Genomic DNA, 20,515 nt, shown 5'->3' on the forward strand with positions numbered 1-20,515 from the left:
GGGCGACGGTACGGGGCAGGCCTGCGGGCCCACCGTCAACCGGCTGCCGCGAGGACGGCCGTACGGCCTCCGAGCGCCTCGGAGAACCGGTCGACGACCTGGCCGAGAGCCCGCGCCGGGCCCGGGGCGACGGTCAGGGCGCCGTCGCCGCCGACCGCGATGTCCTTGTCGAGCGTGAACCAGCCCTGGACGATGTGCGCGGCGCCCATGGAGCTGAGCACCGGGCGGAGCGCGTAGTCGATGGCCAGGACGTGGGCCGTCGTCCCGCCGGTCGCCAGCGGCAGCACCGTCTTGCCGGTGAGCGCGTACTGCGGGAGCAGGTCGAGCAGGGACTTGAGGAGACCGGAGTAGGCCGCCTTGTAGACGGGCGTGCCGATGACGACGCCGTCGGCGCGGTCGAAGAGCGCGGTCGCCTCGACGATCGCGGGGTGGGTGAAGTCGGCGCCGAGCAGGGCCTCGGCGGGCAGGGTGCGGACGTCCAGCGGGACGACCTCGTGGCCCTGGGCGGTGAGGCGCGCGTCCAGGTGGCGCAGGAGCCGGGCGGTGCGGGAGGTGGCGGAGGGGCTTCCGGAGACGGACAGGACGGTGGCCATGGCGGACCCTTCGGAGAGGCGTGGAGTGGGGACGGCGCTACTTGTTGGTCCTGGGCAGGCCGGGCGGGTTGATCTCCGAGCGCGTCACAGCCTCGGCGGAGAGCCCCCAGCGCTTCAGCACCTCGGCGTACGTGCCGTTCTCGATGACCTGGTTGAGGGCGTCCGCGAGCGGCTCGACGAGTCCGCTGTCCTTCTTCGTGGTGGCCGCGATGAGGCCCTGGAGGGAGGCGCCGGCGCCGGAGTAGGTGCCCACGACCTCCGTCCTGCCGGTGCTCGCGGCGTGGTAGGCGGCGGTCGGGTTGGGGCCGAGGAAGAGGTCGATGCGGCCGGACTGGAGGGCGAGGTAGGTGTCGGAGGCGTTCTGGTAGTAGGCGATGTCGACCTTCTGGCGACCGGCCTTCTCGTTCTCCTTGCTCCACTCGACGAGCAGCTTCTCCTGGTTGGTGCCGCTGCTCACCGCGACCTTCTTGCCGGCCACGTCCGCCGGTCCCGCGACCTTCAGTCCGCTGCCCTTCTTCGCCTCGAAGGCGAGGTCGTCCTTGCGGTAGGTCGCGAAGTCGTACTTGTCCTTGCGCTCCTCGGTGACGGTGATGTTGGAGAAGCCGACGTCGTACTTGGCGCTGTCGAGGCCGACGAAGATGTTCTCCCACGACACCGTGTTGATCTTCGGCTTGAGCCCGAGGACATCGGCGACCAGATACGCCAGGTCGGTCTCGACTCCGATGACGGTCTTGTTGTCGGTCGCGTAGAAGGTCAGCGGCGCCGCCGAGCCGGAGGAGTCGACGATCTCCAGGGTGCCTCTCTCGCGGATCTTCTCCGGGACCTTGGCGGCTATGGAGTCGACCTTGGCGGTGGTGACGCGGTTCTGGTCCGGGCCGAGGTTGATCTTCGTCGTGGTGCCGGTCGCTCCGGCGACCTCCGTCGTGCCGCCGTCGGAGGGGTTGCCGCAGGCGGTGAGGGCGAGGGTCAGGACGAGGCCGAGCGCAGCGGAGAGGGAGGTGCGGCGGGTGAGCGAGGTGGTGGACACGGTGGTGCTCCTTACGGGTCGAGGGGGTGGTGCGGAGTTCAGAGGACCTTGGACAGGAAGGCGCGGGTGCGCTCGTGGCGCGGGGCGTCGAGAACGGCCGAGGGCGGGCCCTGCTCCACGACGACGCCGCCGTCCATGAAGACCACGGTGTCGGCGACCTCTCGGGCGAAGCCGATCTCGTGGGTGACGACGACCATCGTGGTGCCGGTGCTCGCCAAGTCCTTGATGACGTCGAGGACTTCACTGACCAGCTCGGGGTCGAGCGCCGAGGTGGGCTCGTCGAAGAGGAGCACCTTCGGTTCGAGGGCGAGGGCGCGGGCGATCGCCACCCGCTGCTGCTGACCGCCGGAGAGCTGGCGCGGATAGGCGTCGGCCTTGTCGGCGAGGCCGACCCGTTCCAGGAGCCGCCGGGCGGTCTCCTCCGCCTCCTTGCGGGGGCGGCGCAGCGCGGAGACGGGCGCCTCGACGAGGTTCCCGAGCACGGTCAGGTGCGGGAAGAGGTTGAAGTTCTGGAAGACGAACCCGATGTGGGTGCGCTGGCGCAGGACGTCCTTCTCGCGGAGCTCGTAGAGCTTGTCGCCGGAGCGGCGGTAGCCGATGAGTTCGCCGTCGATGGCGATCCAGCCCCGGTCGACCTTCTCCAGGTGGTTCACGGTCCGCAGCAGGGTGGACTTGCCCGAGCCGGACGGCCCGAGGATCACGGTGACCTCGCCGGCCCGCACCTGGAGGTCGACTCCGCGCAGCACCTCCAGCGGGCCGAAGCTCTTGTGGACGCCGTGGACGTCGACCATCACCTCGCTCATCGGGTGCCTCCCAGGGGCTCTGCGGTTTTCGGGTGTTCGAGGGGCGGGGCGGGCAGGTCGCGCCGGGCCGCCGCCGTCCTCAGGTCGTGGAGGAAGCGCCGGGACCGCTGGAGCGGGGTGGGCGGAGGGGTGCGGTTGCTGCCCCGGGCGAAGTGGCGCTCCACGTAGTACTGGGCCACCGAGAGGACGCTGGTGAGGACGACGTACCAGGCGGTGGCGACGAGCAGCAGCGGGATCACCCGGCCGTTGCGGCCGTAGATCACCTGCACCTGGTAGAAGAGTTCGCCGATCGCCATCACGTAGACCACCGAGGTGCCCTTCAGCAGCCCGACGATCTCGTTGCCCGCGGTGGGCAGGATGGCCCGCATGGCCTGCGGCAGCACGATCCGGCGGATCTGCCTCAGCCGGGGGATCCCGAGCGCGGCCGCGGCCTCCAGCTGCCCGTGGTCGACGGCGAGCACGCCGCCCCGGACGATCTCGGCGGCGTACGCGGCCTGATGCAGCGTAAGACCGATGATCGCGGCACCGATGGTGCCGATCAGGCTGTTGCTGTCGACGGACCAGAAGACCGGGCCGAAGGGGATGCCGACGCCCAACCGCTCGTACAGGGCACTGAGGTTGAACCAGAACACCAGCTGGACGATCATCGGGATCGACCGGAAGATCCAGATGTACGTCCAGGCCACGGTCTGCAGCACCGGGCTGTGCGAGAGCCGCATGAAGGCGAGGACGGTACCGAGGAGGAAGCCGAGGACCGTGGCGTACGCGGTGAGCTGGAGGGTGACCCAGACGGCCTGGACGATGGTCTCGGACAGGATGTAGTCGCGGAAGACGTGCCATTCCCAGACCGGGTTGGTGGCGAGTCCGTGGATGAACTGGGCGACCAGGACCGCCACGGCGACGGCGGCCGCCCAGCGGGCGTAGTGGCGGACGGGGACGACCTTGAGGGCGGACGGGTCGGGCCGGGCCGGTCTGCCGGGTGGGGCGTGGGGGCCAGGGCCGGAGGGCGGGGCGCTCGCGGCGGGGGCCGGGTCGGTGGTGAGTCCCATCGTGGTCACCTGCTCAACTCTTCTTGTGCTCGGGAGGGTTGATCCGCGAGGTCTCGATCGCGGACTCGGAGGTGCCCCACTTCTTCAGGATCCGGGCGTACGTGCCGTCCTTGATCAGCTCGTCGACGGCGGCCTGGAAGGCGGGGGTGAGCGGGGAGCCCTTCTTGAAGGCGAAGCCGACGTCGAGGCGGTGGAACTCGCCCAGGAAGGTGGTCTGCGAGGCGGGTTGCGCGGCCTGGTGGCGCAGCCCGTTGATGGTCGACATCACGACGTCGATCCGGCCCTGCTGGAGCGCGGTGAGCGTGGCCCCGTTCTCGGAGTAGACCTTCACGTCGTACGGCTTCTTCCCCGCCTCCGCGCAGACCCCCTTGCGCGCGGTGAGGGTGGCCTCGAAGGTGGTGCCCGCGCCGGTGCCGATGGTCAGCCCGCAGAGCTGGGTGAGGTCGGTGACCCCGGTGCCGAGCGCCGTGTTGCCCTTCTTCACGGCGAAGCCCTGGCCGTCATTGATGTACGTGACGAAGTCGATGGTCTTCAGGCGTTCCGTCGTGACGCCGAAGTTGCCGGTGCCCACGTCGTACTTGCCGCTGCCGAGCGCCGGCAGGATCGTCTCGAAGGAGGCGTCCTGCCGCTCCAGCTTCAGCCCGAGGACCTTGGCCACCGCGTCGGCGAGGTCGATGTCCTGGCCCGCGGGCGGCTTGTCCGGGCCGTTCGGGTAGTACGCCCCGGGCGGGAAGCCGACCGAGCTGCCGACCCGGAGCGTGCCCGCCGCCCGGACGTCGCCGGGGAGCAGGGCCGCGGCCTTGTCGACCTTCCGTACGGCGGCGACGGGGTCGTCGGCCGGCGGGGCGGACGCCCGCGCGCCGGCCGGAGTGGCGGCGGTGGAGCCGGACCCGCAGGCGGTCAGCGCGAGGACCGGGAACAGCGCGAGGGGGACGGCGACGCGCAGCCGGGTGGAGAGCGCGCGTATCGGCGGGAGGTTCACTGGTCGGCGGCCTTTCCGGGGAGGTCCGAGGGGAGGTGTTCGCGCAGGTCCGAGGCGAGGTCCTCGGGGACGGCCGCGGGGAGGTTCTTCTCGAAGGGCAGGAGGCCGAGGGTCTCCGGGTGGGCCTCGGTGTCGAACAGCGGTGTGTAGCCGGTGACCAGGTAGAGGCCGCGCGCCTCCGGCTGGCGCGGGCCGGTGGTCAGGTAGATCCGCCGGTAGCCGCGGTCGCCCGCCGCGCGCTCCAGTTCGGCGACGACGCGGCGGGCCAGGCCGCGCCGCCGGTGGGCGGAGTGCGTCCAGATCCGCTTCAGTTCGGCCGTTTCCGGGTCGTACCGGCGGAAGGCGCCGCCCGCGACCGGTTCGCCCCGCTCCAGGAGGAGGATCAGCGCGCCGCCGTGCGGCTCGGTGAACTCCTCGTCGGGATAGCGGGAGAGCTCGGTGTGGGCGTCCTTGCCGTAACGGGCGCTGTACTCCTCGCCCAGCTCGCGGATGAGCGGCTCCACGCGCGGATCGGAGACGGGGACCTGAATGACCGTCACCTCGCCGTTCGAGGTGAGGGGTGGGACGGTCTCGTCGACGTACGTCATGCCCACACCGCCGCGAGCGTCGGATCTTCCGCCGGCTTCTCGCCCCGCGCGCCCTGCGCACCCCGCGCGGCGGCGCGCTCGGCGTCGCGCTTGGCGACCTCCTCGCGGACGATCGGGATCACGAACCGGCCGAAGTCGACCGCGTCGCCCAGCAGGTCGTAGCCACGCGCGGAGAGGATGTCGACGCCGAGGTCGTAGTAGTCGAGCAGCGCCTGGGCGACCGTCTCGGGGGTGCCGACCAGGGCGTTGGAGTTGCCCGCGCCGCCGGTCGCGGCCGCCGTCGGGGTCCACAGCGCGCGGTCGTACCGCTCCCCCGCCTCGGCGATGGCGATCAGCCGCTGCGAGCCGGTGTTCTGCGGCGCGTCGCCCCGGTGGTGCCGGACGACGCCCTGCGCGCGCCGGGCGCGGATGGCGCCGACCGTGCGGTGCGCCTTCTCCCAGGCCAGCTCCTCCGTCGGGGCGATGATCGGACGGAACGCCACCTGGATGCGCGGCACGTCGGCGCGGCCCGCGGCCTTCGCGGCGGCCTTGACCGCCTCGATCTGCGCGGCGGTCTCCGCGAGGGGTTCGCCCCAGAGGCAGTAGATGTCGGCCTCGGCGCCCCCTGCCGCGTACGCGGCGGGCGAGGAGCCGCCGAACGAGACGCCGGGCCTGGGCTGTTGGACGGGGAAGACATCGCTGACGAAGTCGTGGAAGCGGTAGTGCTCGCCCTCGTGGTCGAAGGGCTCGTGCGTGGTCCAGATCTTCTTGACGATCCGGATGTACTCGCGGGTGCGGGCGTAGCGCTCGTCCTTGCCGAGGGTGTCGCCCTCCCGCCCCTGCTCGTGGTCGTTGCCGCCGGTGATGAAGTGGACGGTCAGCCTGCCCTCGCTGATCTGGTCGAGGGTGGCGAAGGTCTTCGCGGCGAAGGTCGGGTAGGAGACGTTGGGCCGGTGCGCGAGCAGGATCTGCAGTCGGTCGAGTCGGCTCGCGACGTACGCGGCGGCCGGCGCGGGATCCGGCGACCCGGAGCCGTACGCGAACAGGACCCGGTCCCAGCCGTGGTCCTCGTGCGCCCGGGCGAGCCGGAGCGTGTACTCCTTGTCGAACGCGGCGCCGGAACGCGCGGTGGTCTCGGAGCCGTCATGGGTGGCGGCGATGCCAAGGAACTCCACTGGCATGGGAGATGGCCTTTCCTCGGGTCCTCGGCGGCCGCCACCCGTCGGACAGCGCCTGGGCACGCCGGGGCGGGCCCTGGGCGCGGCCGGGTACGGCGGCGCTTCGGGGCAGAAGCGGGAGGGTGAGCAGGGGTGATGACGCCCGGGGCCCGGTGGGCCTCGGCCGAGGTGGTGGTTCGGTGGTGGCAGCGGCGGCGGCGCGCGTCACGTCGCCGTCACGCGGGACCTGCCGTACGGGGCGGCCGTACGGCGGTCGTGCGACGACGTGGGAGAACGGCCCGCGACGGGGTTACCGAGGGAGGGAATGGGCCGGTCGGACGGCCCGCTGCCGCGTCAGGCGCAACACGCGGCGGACCACACACGACCGAAGTCGATGTGGTCGCGAGTGACCAGGCGCTGATCGGCATCCATGCGACCCATTCAGCAGCACATCGCGACTCTCGTCAACCATGGCCCGGCTCCACGGCCGGAGTTGGGCGAAACGTTTGCGTGGTTGACACAAACGAGAAGCGGCCGCCTACGATCGAGCCAGGAGCGGCTCCGCCTCGTGCTGCCGCCGCCCCGCCGCGTTGAGGGACGCGGTGCGTGTGATGACGCCGTGTCCGAGGGTCCGCCCACCCGCGCCTCCCTCTCCAGGAGCCCCCGATGGTCCCGCCCTCCGCACCCTCGACAACGCTGAAGGCCACCGGCACCGGCCTCGGTACCCCCTCCCCCGGCCCCGATACCGATCCCGATCTGCCGCGCATCGTCCCCCGCCGGCGCGTCGGCCGACTGGTGACCGCGGTCGTCGCGCTGCTGGTCTTCGCGCTGGTGGTCAACTCCGTCGTCCGCAACCGTGCGTTCCAGTGGGACGTGGTCGGCCAGTACTTCACCACGGCCGCCGTGCTCGACGGGCTGCTGCTCACCCTCTGGCTGACCGCCGTCGTGATGGTGCTCGGCTTCCTCCTCGGCACCCCGCTGGCCGTGATGCGCCTCTCCTCCAACCTGGTCCTGTCCACCTTGAGCTGGGGCTTCGTGTGGATCTTCAGATCCACCCCGCTGCTGGTCCAGCTGTTGTTCTGGTTCAACATCGGCGCCCTGTACCCGACGCTCGGCCTGGGCATCCCCTTCGGCCCGGAGTTCCTCACCGTCAAGACGGTGAACCTGCTCGGCCCCACGCTCACCGCCGTCATCGGACTGACCCTGCACGAGGCGGCGTACGCCGCCGAAGTGGTGCGCGGCGGGATCCTGTCGGTGGACGCGGGCCAGACCGAGGCCGCGCAGGCGCTCGGCATCGGCAGACGGCGCACCCTGCTCCGGATCGTCGTCCCGCAGGCGATGCGCTCGATCGTGCCGACGGCCGGGAACATGCTGATCGGCACGTTGAAGGGCACGAGCATCGTCAGCGTCCTCGCCGTGCACGACCTGCTGTACTCGGTACAGCTGGTCTACAACCAGACGTACCAGGTCATCCCCCTGCTCATGGTCGCCACGGTCTGGTACGTCGCGGTCACGACCGTGCTCAGCACGGCGCAGTTCTACGTCGAACGCCATTACGCGCGCGGGTCCGCCCGCGCCCTGCCGCCGACCCCGCTGCAGCGGCTCCGGGTCCGGCTCACCGCCCTGCGGCGCGTCCGGGGCCGTACGCGATACTGACGGGCATGCGGATATCGGCCAGGGCGGACTACGCGGTACGTGCCGCACTGCAGCTCGCAGCGGAACGGGACGACGAACCTCTGAAGACGGAGGCCATCGCCGAGGCCCAGGACATCCCCCACAAGTTCCTCGAAGGCATCCTGAACGACATGCGCCGTGGCGGCCTCGTCGTCAGCCGGCGGGGCGGCAACGGGGGCTACCGGCTGGCGAGACCCGCGGGGTCCATCAGCATCGCGGACGTCATACGTGTCGTGGACGGGCCGCTGGTGTCGGTACGCGGGGTCCGCCCACCGGACCTCTCGTACACCGGGGCCGCCGAGTCGCTGCTGCCGCTGTGGGTCGCGCTGCGGTCCAATGTGCGCGAGATCCTCGAAGGTGTGTCGCTCGCCGATGTGGCGGCTGCGGAACTCCCCCTGGAAGTAACCGAGTTGGCGAGCACACCGGACGCCTGGACGAACCCCTGAGGAAGGCGTGACACACCCCTGACGGACGGCCTGGTCTCATCGAGCGAGACCAGGCCGTCCGTCATGTGAACACCCCCTTGGGGCGCGCGCCACCTTCTGCCACGATCCCTATCAACCAGGTAGGAGAACTAGGGATCCGCGGGGGTGGCCGACGTGTGCAAGCGAATGTCCGACCGTGCGGTCCACGTCACGCCCCTGTTGACCTCCCGCCGCCACATCGACCTCGGCCGCCACTCCAGCGCCATCTGTCGGACCGCCTGAGACCCGTCCGCACTCTGCGCGGATCCGTCCACCCTTTGAGACGTCCGTCGCGCTTTGTCGCGCGTACGCACCGTCACACCCGTTTCCGTACAGCTCCGTACATATCCGTACAGCTCCGTACGCACCTTCCTGATCACCCAGCTCCCGAGAGGACACCTCCGTGTCTGCCGCCAGACCGCTCACCACCCTGCGTAACGTCGCCGTCATCGCGGCGCTCCCCCTTCTGCTCGCCTCGTGCGGCTACGGCTCCGAGACCAAGACCGACGAGAAGAAGGTGGCCGCCGAGGGCGCGAAGCTCTCCGCGGACACGGTCCGGCTCGGCTACTTCCCGAACCTGACCCACGCCACGGCGCTCGTGGGCGACCAGGAAGGCATCCTCCAGAAGGAACTGGGCGGGACGCAGCTGAAGGTCTCCACCTTCAACGCCGGCCCCTCCGAGATCGAGGCACTGAACGCCGACTCCATCGACATCGGCTTCATCGGCCCCTCGCCCGCCATCAACGGCTACACCAAGTCCAAGGGCAAGAACCTCCGCATCGTGGGCGGTTCGGCGTCGGGCGGTGTGAAGCTCGTCGTCAACCCCGCCAAGATCAAGACCCTCGACGACGTCAAGGGCAAGCGGATCGCCACCCCGCAGCTCGGCAACACCCAGGACGTCGCCTTCCTCAACTGGATCTCCGAAAAGGGCTGGAAGGTCGACGCCCAGTCCGGCAAGGGCGACGTCTCCGTCCTGCGCACCGACAACAAGGTCACCCCCGACGCCTACAAGTCCGGCTCCATCGACGGCGCCTGGGTCCCCGAACCGACGGCGTCGAAGCTGGTCAGCGAGGGCGCGAAGGTGCTCCTCGACGAGTCCACCCTCTGGCCGGACAACAAGTTCGTCATCACCAACATCATCGTCTCCCAGAAGTTCCTCGCCGAGCACCCCGACGTCGTCGAGGCCGTCCTGCGCGGATCGACCAAGACCAACGAGTGGATCAACGCCAACCCCGACAAGGCCAAGGAATCCGCCAACGCCAAGCTGAAGGAACTCACCGGCAAGCCGCTCGGCGCCAAGGTCATCGACGCCGCCTGGCCCTCCATCCAGTTCACGAACGACCCACTCGCCGCGACCCTCCAGGCCCAGGCGGACCACGCGGTGAAGGCCGGGCTCCTCAAGCAGCCCGACCTCGCCGGGATCTACGACCTGCGCCCCCTGAACAAGATCCTCAAGGCCGCGGGCAAGCCCGAGATCTCCGACGCCGGACTCGGCACGAAGTAGCGGCCACCCCCTAGGTCGATCCTCCAGGACCCTGTGCGCCACACGGAAGGCATTCCGTGTGGCGCACCAGTCGTTTTCGGCCTTCCGCGCGGGCTTCACTGGCGTGGAAGCAGTGGTCGAAGGGCTGGGGAGACATGGACCTGAACACCGTGACGGAGGTGCGCGACGCCCGGCGGCGTGAGCCCTGGCGACCGGGCGACGCGTGGCTGGGCGGCGGGACGTACCTGTTCTCCGAGCCGCAGCCGCACCTGCGCCGCCTCGTCGATCTGAGCCGGATGGGCTGGGAGCCGCTCGTGCTCCACCCGGACGGCTCGCTGGAGATCGCGGCGACCTGCACGATCGCGCAGCTGTCCCGGTTCGCGCGGACGCTCCGCGCCGAGGCGGCGCCGCTGTTCGAGCAGTGCTGCCGGGCGTTCCTCGCCTCGTTCAAGATCTGGAACATGGCGACCGTCGGCGGGAACCTCTGCAACGGACTGCCGGCCGGGCCGATGATCTCGCTGACCGCGGCGCTCGACGGGGAGTGTCTGCTCCAGTCGCAGGCCGGGACGGTGCGCCGGGTGAAGGTCGTGGACTTCGTCACCGGCGCGGGGCTCAAGGACCTCGACGAGGGCGAGCTGCTGCGCTCGATCACCCTGCCGGCCCGGGCGCTGGCCTCGCGCACGGCGTTCCGGCAGGCCTCGCTGTACGGCCTCGGCCGCTCCGGCGCCCTGGTCGTCGGGGCGCTCGACCCGGTGGACGGCTCGCTCGCGGTCACCATCAGCGCGGCGACCGTACGGCCGTTCCGCCTCTGGTTCCCGCTGCCGCCGGACCGGGCGGAGCTGCGCCGGGCCATCGAGGCCGCCGTCGGCGCCGACGACTGGTTCGACGACATCCACGGACTGCCCGAGTGGCGGCGGCACATGGGCTTCCGCCTCGCCGAGGAGATCCGCCGCGACCTGCGCGCGACCACCGCACCGCCGCTCCCGGAGGGGGACCGATGACGTACGAGATCGAGATCAACCGGCGTACCTTCGACCAGGAGCCGCGCGCCGGCCAGTGCCTGCGCACCTATCTCCGTGAGCGCGGCTGGTTCGGGGTGAAGAAGGGGTGCGACGCCGGTGACTGCGGGGCGTGCACCGTGCACGTCGACGGGCAGCCGGTGCACAGCTGCCTCTACCCGGCCGTGCGGGCCGAGGGGCGATCCGTCACGACGGTCGAGGGCCTTGCCTCCCCCGAGGGTGAACTCCACCCGGTGCAGAGGCAGTTCCTCGACGCCCAGGGCTTCCAGTGCGGCTTCTGCACCGCCGGGTTCCTGATGACCACCGCCGCCCTGGACGAGGAGCAGCTCACCGATCTGCCCCGCGCGTTCAAGGGCAACATCTGCCGCTGCACGGGCTACCGGGCCATCGAGGACGCCGTGCGCGGTGTGCGGCACACCGAACGCCCGTGCGCGGGCAAGGCGGTGGGCAAGAACCTCGGCGCGCCCGCCGGTCCGCTGGTGGTCACCGGCACCGCCCGCTACACCTTCGACGTCGAGGTCCCCGGCCTGCTGCACATGAAGCTGCTGCGCTCCCCGCACCCGCACGCCCGGATCGTCTCCCTCGACACCTCCGCCGCGCTGCGCGTCCCCGGGGTGCACGCCGTCCTCACCCACGAGGACGCCCCGGACGTCCTGTACTCCAGCGCCCGGCACGAGCACCCCACCGAGGACCCGGACGACACCTGCGTCCTCGACTCCACCGTCCGGTTCGTCGGGCAGCGGGTCGCGGCCGTGGTCGCCGACAGCGAGCAGGCGGCCGAGGAGGGCTGCCGGCGGATCGAGGTGGAGTACGAGCAACTCCCGTACGTCACCGACCCCGAGGAGGCGATGGCGCCCGGCGCGCCCGCGCTGCACGGCGACAAGGGGCCCGAGGCGAGGATCGCGCGCGCGGCCGAGAACGTGGCGGGCGAGGTGCACGGCGAGATCGGCGACGTGGAGACGGGGTTCGCGGAGGCGGACGTCGTGTACGAGGAGACCTTCCGCACCCAGCGGGTGCAGCACGCCAGCCTGGAGACCCACGGCTGTGTCGCGTACTTCGAGCCGAAGGAGGACGGCACGGGCGAGCGGCTCACCGTCCGTTCCTCCACCCAGACCCCGTTCCTGACCCGCCGCGCCCTGTGCGCCCTGTACGGCCTGGACGAGGACGACGTCCGGGTCGTCGCGGGCCGGGTGGGCGGCGGTTTCGGCGGCAAGCAGGAGATGCTGACGGAGGACGTCGTGGCGCTGGCCGCGCTGAAGCTGCGCCGGCCGGTGAAGCTGGAGTACACCCGGGCCGAGCAGTTCTACGGCGCGACCACGCGCCACCCCTTCACGATCCGGATCAAGGTCGGGGCGCGCGCCGACGGCACGCTGACCGCCGTGCAGATGCGGGTCGTGGCCAACACGGGCGCGTACGGGAACCACGGCCCGGCCGTGATGTTCCACAGCGTGGGCGAGTCGTTCGCGGTCTACCGCGCCCCGCACAAGAAGGTCGACGCGTATTCGGTGTACACGAACGTCGTTCCGGCGGGCGCCTTCCGGGGGTACGGGCTCGGCCAGGTCACCTTCGCGGTCGAGTCGGTGATGGACGAGCTGGCCCGGCTGCTCGGCATGGACCCGCTCGCCTTCCGGGAGAAGAACATCATCGGCCCCGGGGAGGCCATGCACAGCCCGATCGGCGAGGAGGAGGACCTGCACATCGCCTCGTACGGGCTCGACCAGTGCCTGGAGGTCGTCCGTACCGCCCTCGCCGAGGACACCAGCGCGAGCGAGGCGCCCGAGGGGTGGCTCGTCGGGCAGGGCACGGCGATGGCGATGATCGCGACCGGGCCGCCGGGAGGCCACTACGCCGACGCGCGCGTGTCCCTCCTCTCGGACGGCACGTACGACATCGCCGTCGGCACCGCCGAGTTCGGCAACGGCACGACGACCGTCCACCAGCAGATCACCGCGGGGGCCCTGAACACCACCGAGGACCGCCTCACGATCCGGCAGTCCGACACCGACGTCGTACGCCACGACACGGGCGCCTTCGGCTCGGCCGGCACGGTCGTCGCGGGCAAGGCGGTCCTGCTGGCCGCGAACGCGCTGGCCGAGCGGCTGCGGACGTTCGCCGCCCGGCACACGGGCGTGGCCCGGCATCTGTGCGTGCTCGGGGCCGAGGCCTTCGACTGCGCGGGCCGGACGGTGACGCTGAAGGAGCTGTACGAGGCGGCGCACGCGAGCGGCGCCACGGAGGAGATCGCGGCGGACGGCCACTGGGGCGGGTCCCCTCGGTCGGTCGCCTTCAACGCCCAGTGGTTCCGGATCGCCGTCGACCCCCACACCGGGGAGATGCGGATCCTGCGCAGCGTCCACTCCGCCGACGCGGGCAAGGTGATGAACCCGATGCAGTGCAGGGGCCAGGTCGAGGGCGGTGTCGCCCAGGCGCTGGGTGCCACCCTCTTCGAGACCGTGCGGGTGGACGAGCGGGGCGAGGTCACCACGGCCGCGTTCCGCCGGTACCGGCTGCCGCAGTACGCGGACGTCCCGCGCACCGAGGTGCACTTCACGGAGACGACGGACGCGATCGGCCCGCTGGGCGCCAAGTCGATGAGCGAGAGTCCGTTCAATCCGGTCGCCCCGGCGTTCGCCAACGCGCTGCGCGACGCCACCGGCATCCGCTTCACCGAGCTGCCGGTGACCCGGGACCGTGTGTGGCGGGCGATCCACCACCGGGAGCTTGGTGCTTGAGACCGGAAGATGCGTACCCCTGTCTCGTATCAACCTCACAATCACACGGGAAAGGGCCGTATTCGCATAGCAGACGCGGTTCGCGGGGCCGAGGGCCGGGTACCAGTGGGCGCAGTCGCCGCACCGGCGCCCGGCCCGACGTCCTGAGGGGAAACCGATGAACAGTGGGTCCTTCGACCTCTACGGAGAGGTGGCCCGCCCGGTCACGCTGACCGTCGCGGACCTGCGCCGGGGCTGGGAGCAGCACCGGGCCGAGGTCGTCTTCGACTGCGCGACCGACGGGGCGCGGCACCACACCTTCGAGGGGCCGCTGCTGCGCGAGGTGGTGAGCGGCACCCGGCCCGGCTTCGACCCGGCGCGGCGCAAGGACCGGTCGCGCTTCCTGCTCGCGGTGAGCGGCGGCGACGGCCACCACACCGTCCTTTCGTGGGCGGAGATCGACGCGGACTTCGGCGACGCCCCGATGCTGCTGGCCACGCGGATGGACGACATGGACCTCGACGCGGCGGGCGCCCAGCTCGTCGTCCCGTCCGACCGCTGCGGCGCGCGGTACGTGAGCGCCGTGACGCGGATCTGGGTCGGCACATGCCGGCCGCCGGCGGACGGGGAGGGCTGAAGGCCGAGACGGGGAGCCCCGAAGGCCGACAGGGAGGGCTCAAGGCCGACAGGGCGGCCCGAACCGCTTACGGTGTCGCCCATGCAGTCCTACACGATCGGGCAGGCAGCCCGTCTCCTGGGCGTGAGCCCCGACACCGCACGACGCTGGGCCGACGCCGGCCGCGTCGTGACCCATCGCGACGACAACGGCCACCGGCTGATCGACGGCCGCGACCTGGCCGCCTTCTCCGTGGAGCTGGCCCAGGGCGGCGGTGAGGACGACGCGTCCTACACCTCGGCCCGCAACGCCTTCCCCGGCATCGTCACGGCGATCAAGCTCGGCGACGTCGCGGCCCAGGTCACCATCCAGGCCGGCCCGCACCGGCTGGTGTCCCTGCTCACCCGCGAGGCCGTGGAGGAACTGGGCCTCGAAGTCGGCATGCAGGCCACCGCCCGGGTGAAGTCGACCAGCGTGCACATCGACCGCACCTGACCTTCCGCCCCTCCCCGGCCGCGTCGCTCCCCTGGCCACTGGCGCCCATGGCACTGAGTGTGTTTTGCTGAGGGTACTCAGTGCCACAAGCCTTAGGGGAGCTCACCATCATGGGCAAGGACTTCGACCTGTACCGCATGTCCGAGGAGCACGAGATGCTCCGGGAGACGGTCCGCGCGCTGGCGGAGGCGAAGATCACGCCGTTCGCGGCGGCGGTCGACGAGGAGGCCCGCTTCCCGCGCGAGGCGCTGGAGGCGCTGGTCGCGGCGGACCTGCACGCGGTGCACGTGCCGGAGACGTACGGCGGTGCGGGCGCGGACGCGCTGGCGACCGTGATCGTCATCGAGGAGGTCGCCCGCGCGTGCGGTTCGTCCTCGCTGATCCCCGCGGTCAACAAGCTCGGCTCGCTGCCCGTGATCCTCTCGGGCTCCGAGGAGCTGAAGAAGACCTACCTCGGCCCGCTGGCCAAGGGCGAGGCGATGTTCTCCTACTGCCTGTCCGAGCCGGACGCCGGTTCGGACGCGGCCGGGATGAAGACCCGCGCCGTCCGTGACGGCGACTTCTGGGTCCTCAACGGCGTGAAGCGCTGGATCACCAACGCCGGCGAGTCGGAGTTCTACACGGTGATGGCCGTCACCGACCCGGAGAAGCGCTCCAAGGGCATCTCCGCGTTCGTGGTGGAGAAGGGCGACGAGGGCGTCTCCTTCGGCGCGCCGGAGAAGAAGCTCGGCATCAAGGGCTCCCCGACCCGCGAGGTCTACCTCGACAACGTCCGTATCCCCGCCTCGCGGATGATCGGCGCCGAGGGCACCGGGTTCGCCACCGCGATGAAGACCCTGGACCACACCCGTATCACCATCGCCGCGCAGGCGCTGGGCATCGCCCAGGGCGCGCTGGACTACGCCAAGGGCTACGTCCAGGAGCGCAAGCAGTTCGGCAAGCCGATCGCCGACTTCCAGGGCGTGCAGTTCATGCTCGCCGACATGGCGATGAAGCTCGAGGCCGCCCGTCAGCTCACCTACGCCGCCGCCGCCAAGAGCGAGCGCGTCGAGGGCGACCTGACGTTCTTCGGCGCCGCCGCGAAGTGCTTCGCCTCCGACGTCGCGATGGAGGTCACCACCGACGCCGTCCAGCTCCTCGGCGGCTACGGCTACACCCGTGACTACCCCGTCGAGCGCATGATGCGCGACGCCAAGATCACCCAGATCTACGAGGGCACCAACCAGGTCCAGCGCATCGTCATGGCCCGCAACCTCCCGTAAGCACCCGCCACTTGAAAGGAGCCAGGCCGTGACCCTGAGGATCGCTGTCTGTGTGAAGTACGTTCCCGACGCGACCGGTGACCGCGGTTTCGCCGACGACCTGACGGTCGACCGCGACGAGGTCGACGGGCTGCTCTCGGAGCTGGACGAGTACGCCGTCGAGCAGGCGCTGCGGATCTCCGAGGAGTCCGACGACGCCGAGGTCACCGTCGTCACCGTCGGCCCCGACGACGCCAAGGACGCGCTCCGCAAGGCGCTGTCGATGGGCGCCGACAAGGCCGTCCACGTCAACGACGAGGACATCCACGGCACCGACGTCATCGGCACCTCCGCCATCCTCGCCAAGGCCCTGGAGAAGACCGGCTTCGACCTGGTCATCTGCGGCATGGCGTCGACGGACGGCACGATGGGCGTGCTGCCGGCGCTGCTCGCCGAGCGGCTGAGCCTCCCGCAGGTCACCCTGCTCTCCGAGGTCTCCGTGGAGGACGGCACGGTGAAGGGCCGCCGCGACGGCGACGCCGCCACCGAGCTCCTGGAGGCCCCGCTGCCCGCCGTCGTCTCGGTCACCGACCAGTCCGGCGAGGCCCGTTACCCCTCCTTCAAGGGGATCATGGCCGCCAAGAAGAAGCCGGTCGAGGAGCTGGACCTGGACGACCTCGGCATCGACGCCGACGAGGTCGGCCTCGCCGGGTCCTGGACCCTGGTCGAGTCGGCCGCCGCGCGCCCGGCGCGCACCGCGGGCACGATCGTCACCGACGAGGGCGACGGCGGCAAGCAGCTCGCCGCGTTCCTGTCGGCCCAGAAGTTCATCTGATCCACCGTCACTATCGTTCAGGAGCAAGGAATCATGGCTGAGATCCTGGTTCTCGTGGACCACGCCGACGGTGCGGTCCGCAAGCCGGCGCTCGAACTGCTCACGCTGGCCCGCCGGATCGGCGAGCCGACGGCCGTCGTGCTCGGCGCCGGCGAGGCCGCCGCGTCGATCGCCGCCACCGCCGGCGAGTACGGCGCCGCGACCGTGTACGTCGCGGACGGCGCCGAGTTCGCCGAGCAGCTCGTCGTGCCGAAGGTCGACGCGCTCACCCAGCTCGCGAAGGACAAGGGCGTCGCCGCCGTCCTCGTGACCTCCTCGGGCGAGGGCAAGGAGATCGCCGCGCGCGTCGCCCTGCGCCTCGGCTCGGGTCTGATCACCGACGCCGTGGAGCTCGAGGCCGGTGACGAGGGCCCGGTCGCGACCCAGTCCGTCTTCGCCGCCTCGTACTCGGTGAAGTCGCGGGTCTCGCACGGCGTGCCGGTCATCACCGTCAAGCCCAACTCCGCCGCCCCGGAGGCCGCTCCGGCCGCCGGTACGGTCGAGAACGTCACCGTCGCCTTCACCGGCAACGCCGCCAAGGTCGTCTCGCGCACCCCGCGCGTCTCCACCGGCCGCCCCGAGCTGACCGAGTCCGCGATCGTGGTCTCCGGCGGCCGCGGTGTCGGCGCGGCCGAGGGCTTCCAGGTCGTCGAGAAGCTCGCCGACTCGCTGGGCGCCGCCGTGGGCGCCTCGCGTGCCGCGGTCGACGCCGGCTGGTACCCGCACTCCAACCAGGTCGGCCAGACCGGCAAGCAGGTCTCGCCGCAGCTGTACATCGCGGCGGGCATCTCCGGCGCGATCCAGCACCGGGCGGGCATGCAGACGTCCAAGACGATCGTGGCCGTCAACAAGGACGCGGAGGCCCCGATCTTCGATCTGGTGGACTACGGCGTGGTCGGCGACCTCTTCGAGGTCCTGCCGCAGCTGACCGACGAGATCGGCGCGCGGTAGGGGCACCCCCGAGGGGGCACTCCCCCGACGCAAGCGATCGGCCCGGTGGCACAGAGTGCCACCGGGCCGATCGCTTTCCGGGTTCAGATCCAGCCGTCCAGGGGGACCTCCTCGCAGAGCCGGACGACCGGCTCGTGCCCTTGGACCGCGGCCCGCGAGGAGAGCCGGACGCGGACGCCGGGGCGTACCGCGTGCGGCGGTCCGTCGACCCGGCAGCGGACGACGAAGCCCTCGGTCATGTGGACCGGCCACAGGTCGCTGTCGGCGGCGGTGACCCCGCGCCGTACGGAGATCACGCCCTCGCCCTCGCTGCGTTCGGGCGCGAGGTCGGTCGACCCGCAGGTCGGACAGAGCAGGCGCTGGAAGGTCGTGGTGTGGCACCAGCGGCAGAGCTGGTAGTAGAGCTCGGCGTCGGCGGCCGATTCCTCGGTCCGGACGGCGGTGCTCCCGTTCCTCAGCCCCATGGACCCGGTGTGGAACACGATGCGTTCTCCTTGCACTCGGCGGCTCGACCGTGCATGGAGCTAAGATATGGCACTGAGTGCCATCAAATAAAGACCTCAGTTCCCTCAATTCAAGATACTGAGATCCCTCGGAGAACGCGGGCGAGCCCCGCGCGACCCTCAGCTCTCGCCGAGACTCGACTCCACCTCGCGCACCACCCGCCACATCGGCGTGGACCGCTTGGTGATCACCACCACGACGTCCTCGGCGTCCTCGGCCGCGCTCCCGGCGCCGCCCTCGACGGGCTCGCCGCACCACGTGGAGCGGACCAGGTCGAGGGCCCGGTCCACCTCGGCCAGCGGATCGCCCTCGCCGCCGGAGCGCAGCCAGTGGCGCAGGGCGTGGTTGTGGGCGGCGACCACGGAGGCGGCGACCACGTTGGCCCGCAGGGTGCCGTCGCGGCGGTCGGCCCAGCGGGTCCGCAGGTAGTCGCCGAGCGTCTTCTCGTACCGCCAGACGACCGAGAGCTCATAGGTCCGCAGCCCGGTCACCTCGCGGGTGAGGCGGTAGCGCTGGACGGAGAAGGTGGGGTTCTCGGCGTACATCCGCATGACGAGGCGGGTGGCGTCGCAGATCCTGACCAGCGGGTCGTCGGTGTCGGCGCTCGCGGCGAGGAACTCGGTCATGTCGGCGAGGCTCTGCTCGTGGTCGGGGAAGACCACGTCCTCCTTCGACGGGAAGTACCGGAAGAAGGACCGCCGGCCGACCCCGGCGAGCGTGACGATGTCGTCGACGGTGGTCTGCTCGTATCCGCGCTCCAGGAAGAGCTGGAAGGCCGCGGCGATGAGGGAGTCCCGCATCGCGGGCTTCGTGGAGTTCGTCGAGGCTGTTCCCATGGCCCGAACCTAACATCCGGAAGCCATCGCCACGGCACTTGGTGCCAGCTCTGCCCGGCACCAAGTGCTCTCCGCGCGCTACCGGAGGGTCAGCGGGCGGCCATGCGCAGGGCGCCGTCCATCCGGATGGTCTCCCCGTTGAGGTAGTCGTGCTCGGCGACCATCGTGACGAGCCGCGCGTACTCGTCGGGGTGGGCGAGCCGCTGCGGGAAGGTGACGCTCGCGGCGAGCCCGGCGCGGATCTCCTCGCTGAAACCGGCCATCATCGGGGTGTCGACGATGCCGGGCGCGATGGTGACGACACGGATGCCGAACTGGGCGAGATCGCGGGCGGCGGTGACCGTCATCCCGGCGACGCCCGCCTTGGAGGCGGCGTAGGCGATCTGGCCGACCTGGCCCTCGAAGGCGGCGATCGAGGCGGTGTTGACCACGAGCCCGCGCTGACCGTGCTCGTCCGCCTCCTGCCGGGCGATGACCTCGGCGGCGAGCCGCATGACGTTGAACGTGCCGAGCAGGTTGACGTTCAGGACCGTGCGGAACAGGTCCAGGTCGTGCGGGCCCTTGCGGCCCAGGACGCGGGCGGAGGGGGCGATGCCCGCGCAGTTGACGGCGAGCCGCAGCTCCGCGCCGTCGGCCTCGATCCGCGCGAGCGCCTCACGGACCGGCCCCTCCTCGGTGACGTCGGCCGCGAGCAGCGTGACACCCTCGGGCAGCGGCCCGGCGGCGGCGACGGCCTTGTCCAGGTCCAGGCCGTAGACGGTGGCGCCGCGGGCGGCGAGCGCGGCGGCGGTGGCGGCGCCGAGACCGGAAGCGGCGCCGGTGACGAGCGCGGCGGAGCCGGCGATGTCCATGGAACTCCTCGTGGGAAGGTCGTGAGCTGTCGGCGGGTGTGCCTTCGAAGCTGTGCGTGGTCCGCGCCGCTCACAATAGATCCGCGGGCCTGCGGACCGACAGGGCCGCCGACACGCGGGAGGGCCGGGCGGCACTCGGCCGCCCGGCCCTCCCTCTCTGCTCCGACGGCTACCGTCGGCTCACTCCTCGGTGAAGTACAGCGATCCCTTCCACCGGAGGTTCAGGACGTCGTACTCGAACGCCATGTCGACGAGCCGTCGCCCCGACCGCTCGGAGATACGGCCGGCGGCCCGGCGCAGCACCGAGACGGGGCTGTCGTCGTCCACGTCCCCATGGACCACGACGCGAAGGGTGGTCACCTCGCCGGAGACCGCACCCCCGCTCATGCGCCACCCCTGGTCACCGGGTCGGCGAACACGGTGAGCTGCGCGGTCGAGCGCGGGTCGGCCGAGTCGAGCCCGTCCACTCCGATCGCGAACACGTCCCACTTCTCCCCCAGCTTCTCGATCCGGTCCGCCGCGGCGTGCAGCAGGTCGGCGACGGTCTCGTCGCTGCCGGCGGGAATGCCGAGGCTGAAGTGATGAGCGGTCCACATCTCCTTCTTCGTGGCTCTCATGC

23 protein-coding genes are annotated in these 20,515 nt (G+C 71.1%); 11 read left to right on the forward strand and 12 right to left on the reverse strand.

Annotated elements, in window-relative coordinates; all coding sequences use genetic code 11:
• Positions 1-35 precede the first annotated feature (35 nt).
• From ssuE to AB0E14_RS06165, 7 genes are read right to left on the reverse strand one after another with little or no spacing between them, the layout of a single operon-like run.
• A complete protein-coding gene (gene ssuE, locus AB0E14_RS06135; RefSeq protein ID WP_362412779.1) occupies positions 36-593 on the reverse strand; it encodes an NADPH-dependent FMN reductase in 558 nt (185 codons plus the stop codon).
• A gap of 37 nt (positions 594-630) precedes the next feature.
• On the reverse strand, positions 631-1,620 hold the full coding sequence (locus AB0E14_RS06140; protein WP_362412782.1) for an ABC transporter substrate-binding protein: 990 nt from the start codon (positions 1,618-1,620) through the stop codon (positions 631-633).
• 38 nt (positions 1,621-1,658) lie between these two features.
• Entirely contained in the window at positions 1,659-2,423 is a 765-nt protein-coding gene (locus AB0E14_RS06145) for an amino acid ABC transporter ATP-binding protein (RefSeq protein ID WP_362412785.1), read from the reverse strand.
• Positions 2,420-3,472, reverse strand: a complete 1,053-nt coding sequence (locus AB0E14_RS06150) for an amino acid ABC transporter permease (RefSeq protein WP_362412902.1) — start codon at positions 3,470-3,472, stop codon at positions 2,420-2,422. Before AB0E14_RS06150 ends, AB0E14_RS06145 begins: the two co-directional genes overlap by 4 nt.
• A 13-nt stretch (positions 3,473-3,485) precedes the next feature.
• A complete protein-coding gene (locus tag AB0E14_RS06155; RefSeq protein ID WP_362412905.1) occupies positions 3,486-4,439 on the reverse strand; it encodes an ABC transporter substrate-binding protein in 954 nt (317 codons plus the stop codon).
• An 11-nt stretch (positions 4,440-4,450) separates the two neighbouring features.
• Positions 4,451-5,041, reverse strand: a complete 591-nt coding sequence (locus tag AB0E14_RS06160; RefSeq protein WP_362412788.1) for a GNAT family N-acetyltransferase — start codon at positions 5,039-5,041, stop codon at positions 4,451-4,453.
• On the reverse strand, positions 5,038-6,201 hold the full coding sequence (locus AB0E14_RS06165; RefSeq protein ID WP_362412791.1) for an LLM class flavin-dependent oxidoreductase: 1,164 nt from the start codon (positions 6,199-6,201) through the stop codon (positions 5,038-5,040). Before AB0E14_RS06165 ends, AB0E14_RS06160 begins: the two co-directional genes overlap by 4 nt.
• Positions 6,202-6,843: 642 nt before the next feature.
• On the opposite strand from AB0E14_RS06165, the gene AB0E14_RS06170 reads away from it, so the two are divergent.
• From AB0E14_RS06170 to AB0E14_RS06220, 11 genes are all read left to right on the forward strand, one after another.
• Positions 6,844-7,833: an amino acid ABC transporter permease gene (locus AB0E14_RS06170; protein ID WP_362412794.1), complete on the forward strand. Its 990-nt coding sequence runs from the start codon at positions 6,844-6,846 to the stop codon at positions 7,831-7,833.
• A 5-nt stretch (positions 7,834-7,838) separates the two neighbouring features.
• A complete protein-coding gene (locus tag AB0E14_RS06175; RefSeq protein ID WP_362412797.1) occupies positions 7,839-8,297 on the forward strand; it encodes an Rrf2 family transcriptional regulator in 459 nt (152 codons plus the stop codon).
• A gap of 165 nt (positions 8,298-8,462) precedes the next feature.
• Positions 8,463-8,558 carry a putative leader peptide gene (locus AB0E14_RS06180; protein ID WP_362412800.1) on the forward strand — a complete coding sequence of 32 codons (96 nt, stop codon included), beginning with the start codon at positions 8,463-8,465 and terminating at the stop codon, positions 8,556-8,558.
• 160 nt (positions 8,559-8,718) lie between these two features.
• Complete coding sequence (locus AB0E14_RS06185) at positions 8,719-9,819, forward strand: aliphatic sulfonate ABC transporter substrate-binding protein (RefSeq protein ID WP_362412804.1); 1,101 nt, start codon at positions 8,719-8,721, stop codon at positions 9,817-9,819.
• Positions 9,820-9,953: 134 nt separating this feature from the next.
• Positions 9,954-10,799 (forward strand): FAD binding domain-containing protein, encoded by an 846-nt coding sequence (locus AB0E14_RS06190; protein ID WP_362412807.1) that lies wholly within the window; start codon positions 9,954-9,956, stop codon positions 10,797-10,799.
• Positions 10,796-13,549: a molybdopterin-dependent oxidoreductase gene (locus AB0E14_RS06195; protein WP_362412810.1), complete on the forward strand. Its 2,754-nt coding sequence runs from the start codon at positions 10,796-10,798 to the stop codon at positions 13,547-13,549. Before AB0E14_RS06190 ends, AB0E14_RS06195 begins: the two co-directional genes overlap by 4 nt.
• A 157-nt stretch (positions 13,550-13,706) precedes the next feature.
• Entirely contained in the window at positions 13,707-14,165 is a 459-nt protein-coding gene (locus tag AB0E14_RS06200; protein WP_362412813.1) for a molybdopterin-dependent oxidoreductase, read from the forward strand.
• 81 nt (positions 14,166-14,246) lie between these two features.
• Complete coding sequence (locus AB0E14_RS06205) at positions 14,247-14,639, forward strand: helix-turn-helix transcriptional regulator (protein WP_362412816.1); 393 nt, start codon at positions 14,247-14,249, stop codon at positions 14,637-14,639.
• A gap of 110 nt (positions 14,640-14,749) precedes the next feature.
• Positions 14,750-15,901: an acyl-CoA dehydrogenase family protein gene (locus AB0E14_RS06210; RefSeq protein WP_362412819.1), complete on the forward strand. Its 1,152-nt coding sequence runs from the start codon at positions 14,750-14,752 to the stop codon at positions 15,899-15,901.
• 28 nt (positions 15,902-15,929) lie between these two features.
• Complete coding sequence (locus tag AB0E14_RS06215) at positions 15,930-16,715, forward strand: electron transfer flavoprotein subunit beta/FixA family protein (RefSeq protein ID WP_362412822.1); 786 nt, start codon at positions 15,930-15,932, stop codon at positions 16,713-16,715.
• Positions 16,716-16,748: 33 nt separating this feature from the next.
• On the forward strand, positions 16,749-17,705 hold the full coding sequence (locus AB0E14_RS06220; RefSeq protein ID WP_362412825.1) for an electron transfer flavoprotein subunit alpha/FixB family protein: 957 nt from the start codon (positions 16,749-16,751) through the stop codon (positions 17,703-17,705).
• A gap of 83 nt (positions 17,706-17,788) precedes the next feature.
• On the opposite strand, the gene AB0E14_RS06225 is transcribed toward AB0E14_RS06220, so the two are convergent.
• The 5 genes from AB0E14_RS06225 to AB0E14_RS06245 form a co-directional block, all read right to left on the reverse strand.
• On the reverse strand, positions 17,789-18,187 hold the full coding sequence (locus AB0E14_RS06225) for a hypothetical protein (protein WP_362412828.1): 399 nt from the start codon (positions 18,185-18,187) through the stop codon (positions 17,789-17,791).
• 141 nt (positions 18,188-18,328) lie between these two features.
• Positions 18,329-19,045, reverse strand: coding sequence for a TetR family transcriptional regulator (locus tag AB0E14_RS06230; RefSeq protein WP_362412831.1), 717 nt, complete (start codon positions 19,043-19,045; stop codon positions 18,329-18,331).
• A gap of 89 nt (positions 19,046-19,134) precedes the next feature.
• Positions 19,135-19,896 (reverse strand): SDR family NAD(P)-dependent oxidoreductase, encoded by a 762-nt coding sequence (locus tag AB0E14_RS06235; RefSeq protein WP_362412834.1) that lies wholly within the window; start codon positions 19,894-19,896, stop codon positions 19,135-19,137.
• Positions 19,897-20,076: 180 nt separating this feature from the next.
• A complete protein-coding gene (locus AB0E14_RS06240) occupies positions 20,077-20,283 on the reverse strand; it encodes a hypothetical protein (protein ID WP_362412837.1) in 207 nt (68 codons plus the stop codon).
• Positions 20,280-20,513, reverse strand: coding sequence for a hypothetical protein (locus AB0E14_RS06245; protein ID WP_362412840.1), 234 nt, complete (start codon positions 20,511-20,513; stop codon positions 20,280-20,282). Before AB0E14_RS06245 ends, AB0E14_RS06240 begins: the two co-directional genes overlap by 4 nt.
• Between the last annotated feature and the right edge of the window lie 2 nt (positions 20,514-20,515).

Source organism: Streptomyces sp. NPDC047981 (assembly GCF_040653315.1).
In the GTDB taxonomy this organism is placed as follows: Bacteria; Actinomycetota; Actinomycetes; order Streptomycetales; family Streptomycetaceae; genus Streptomyces.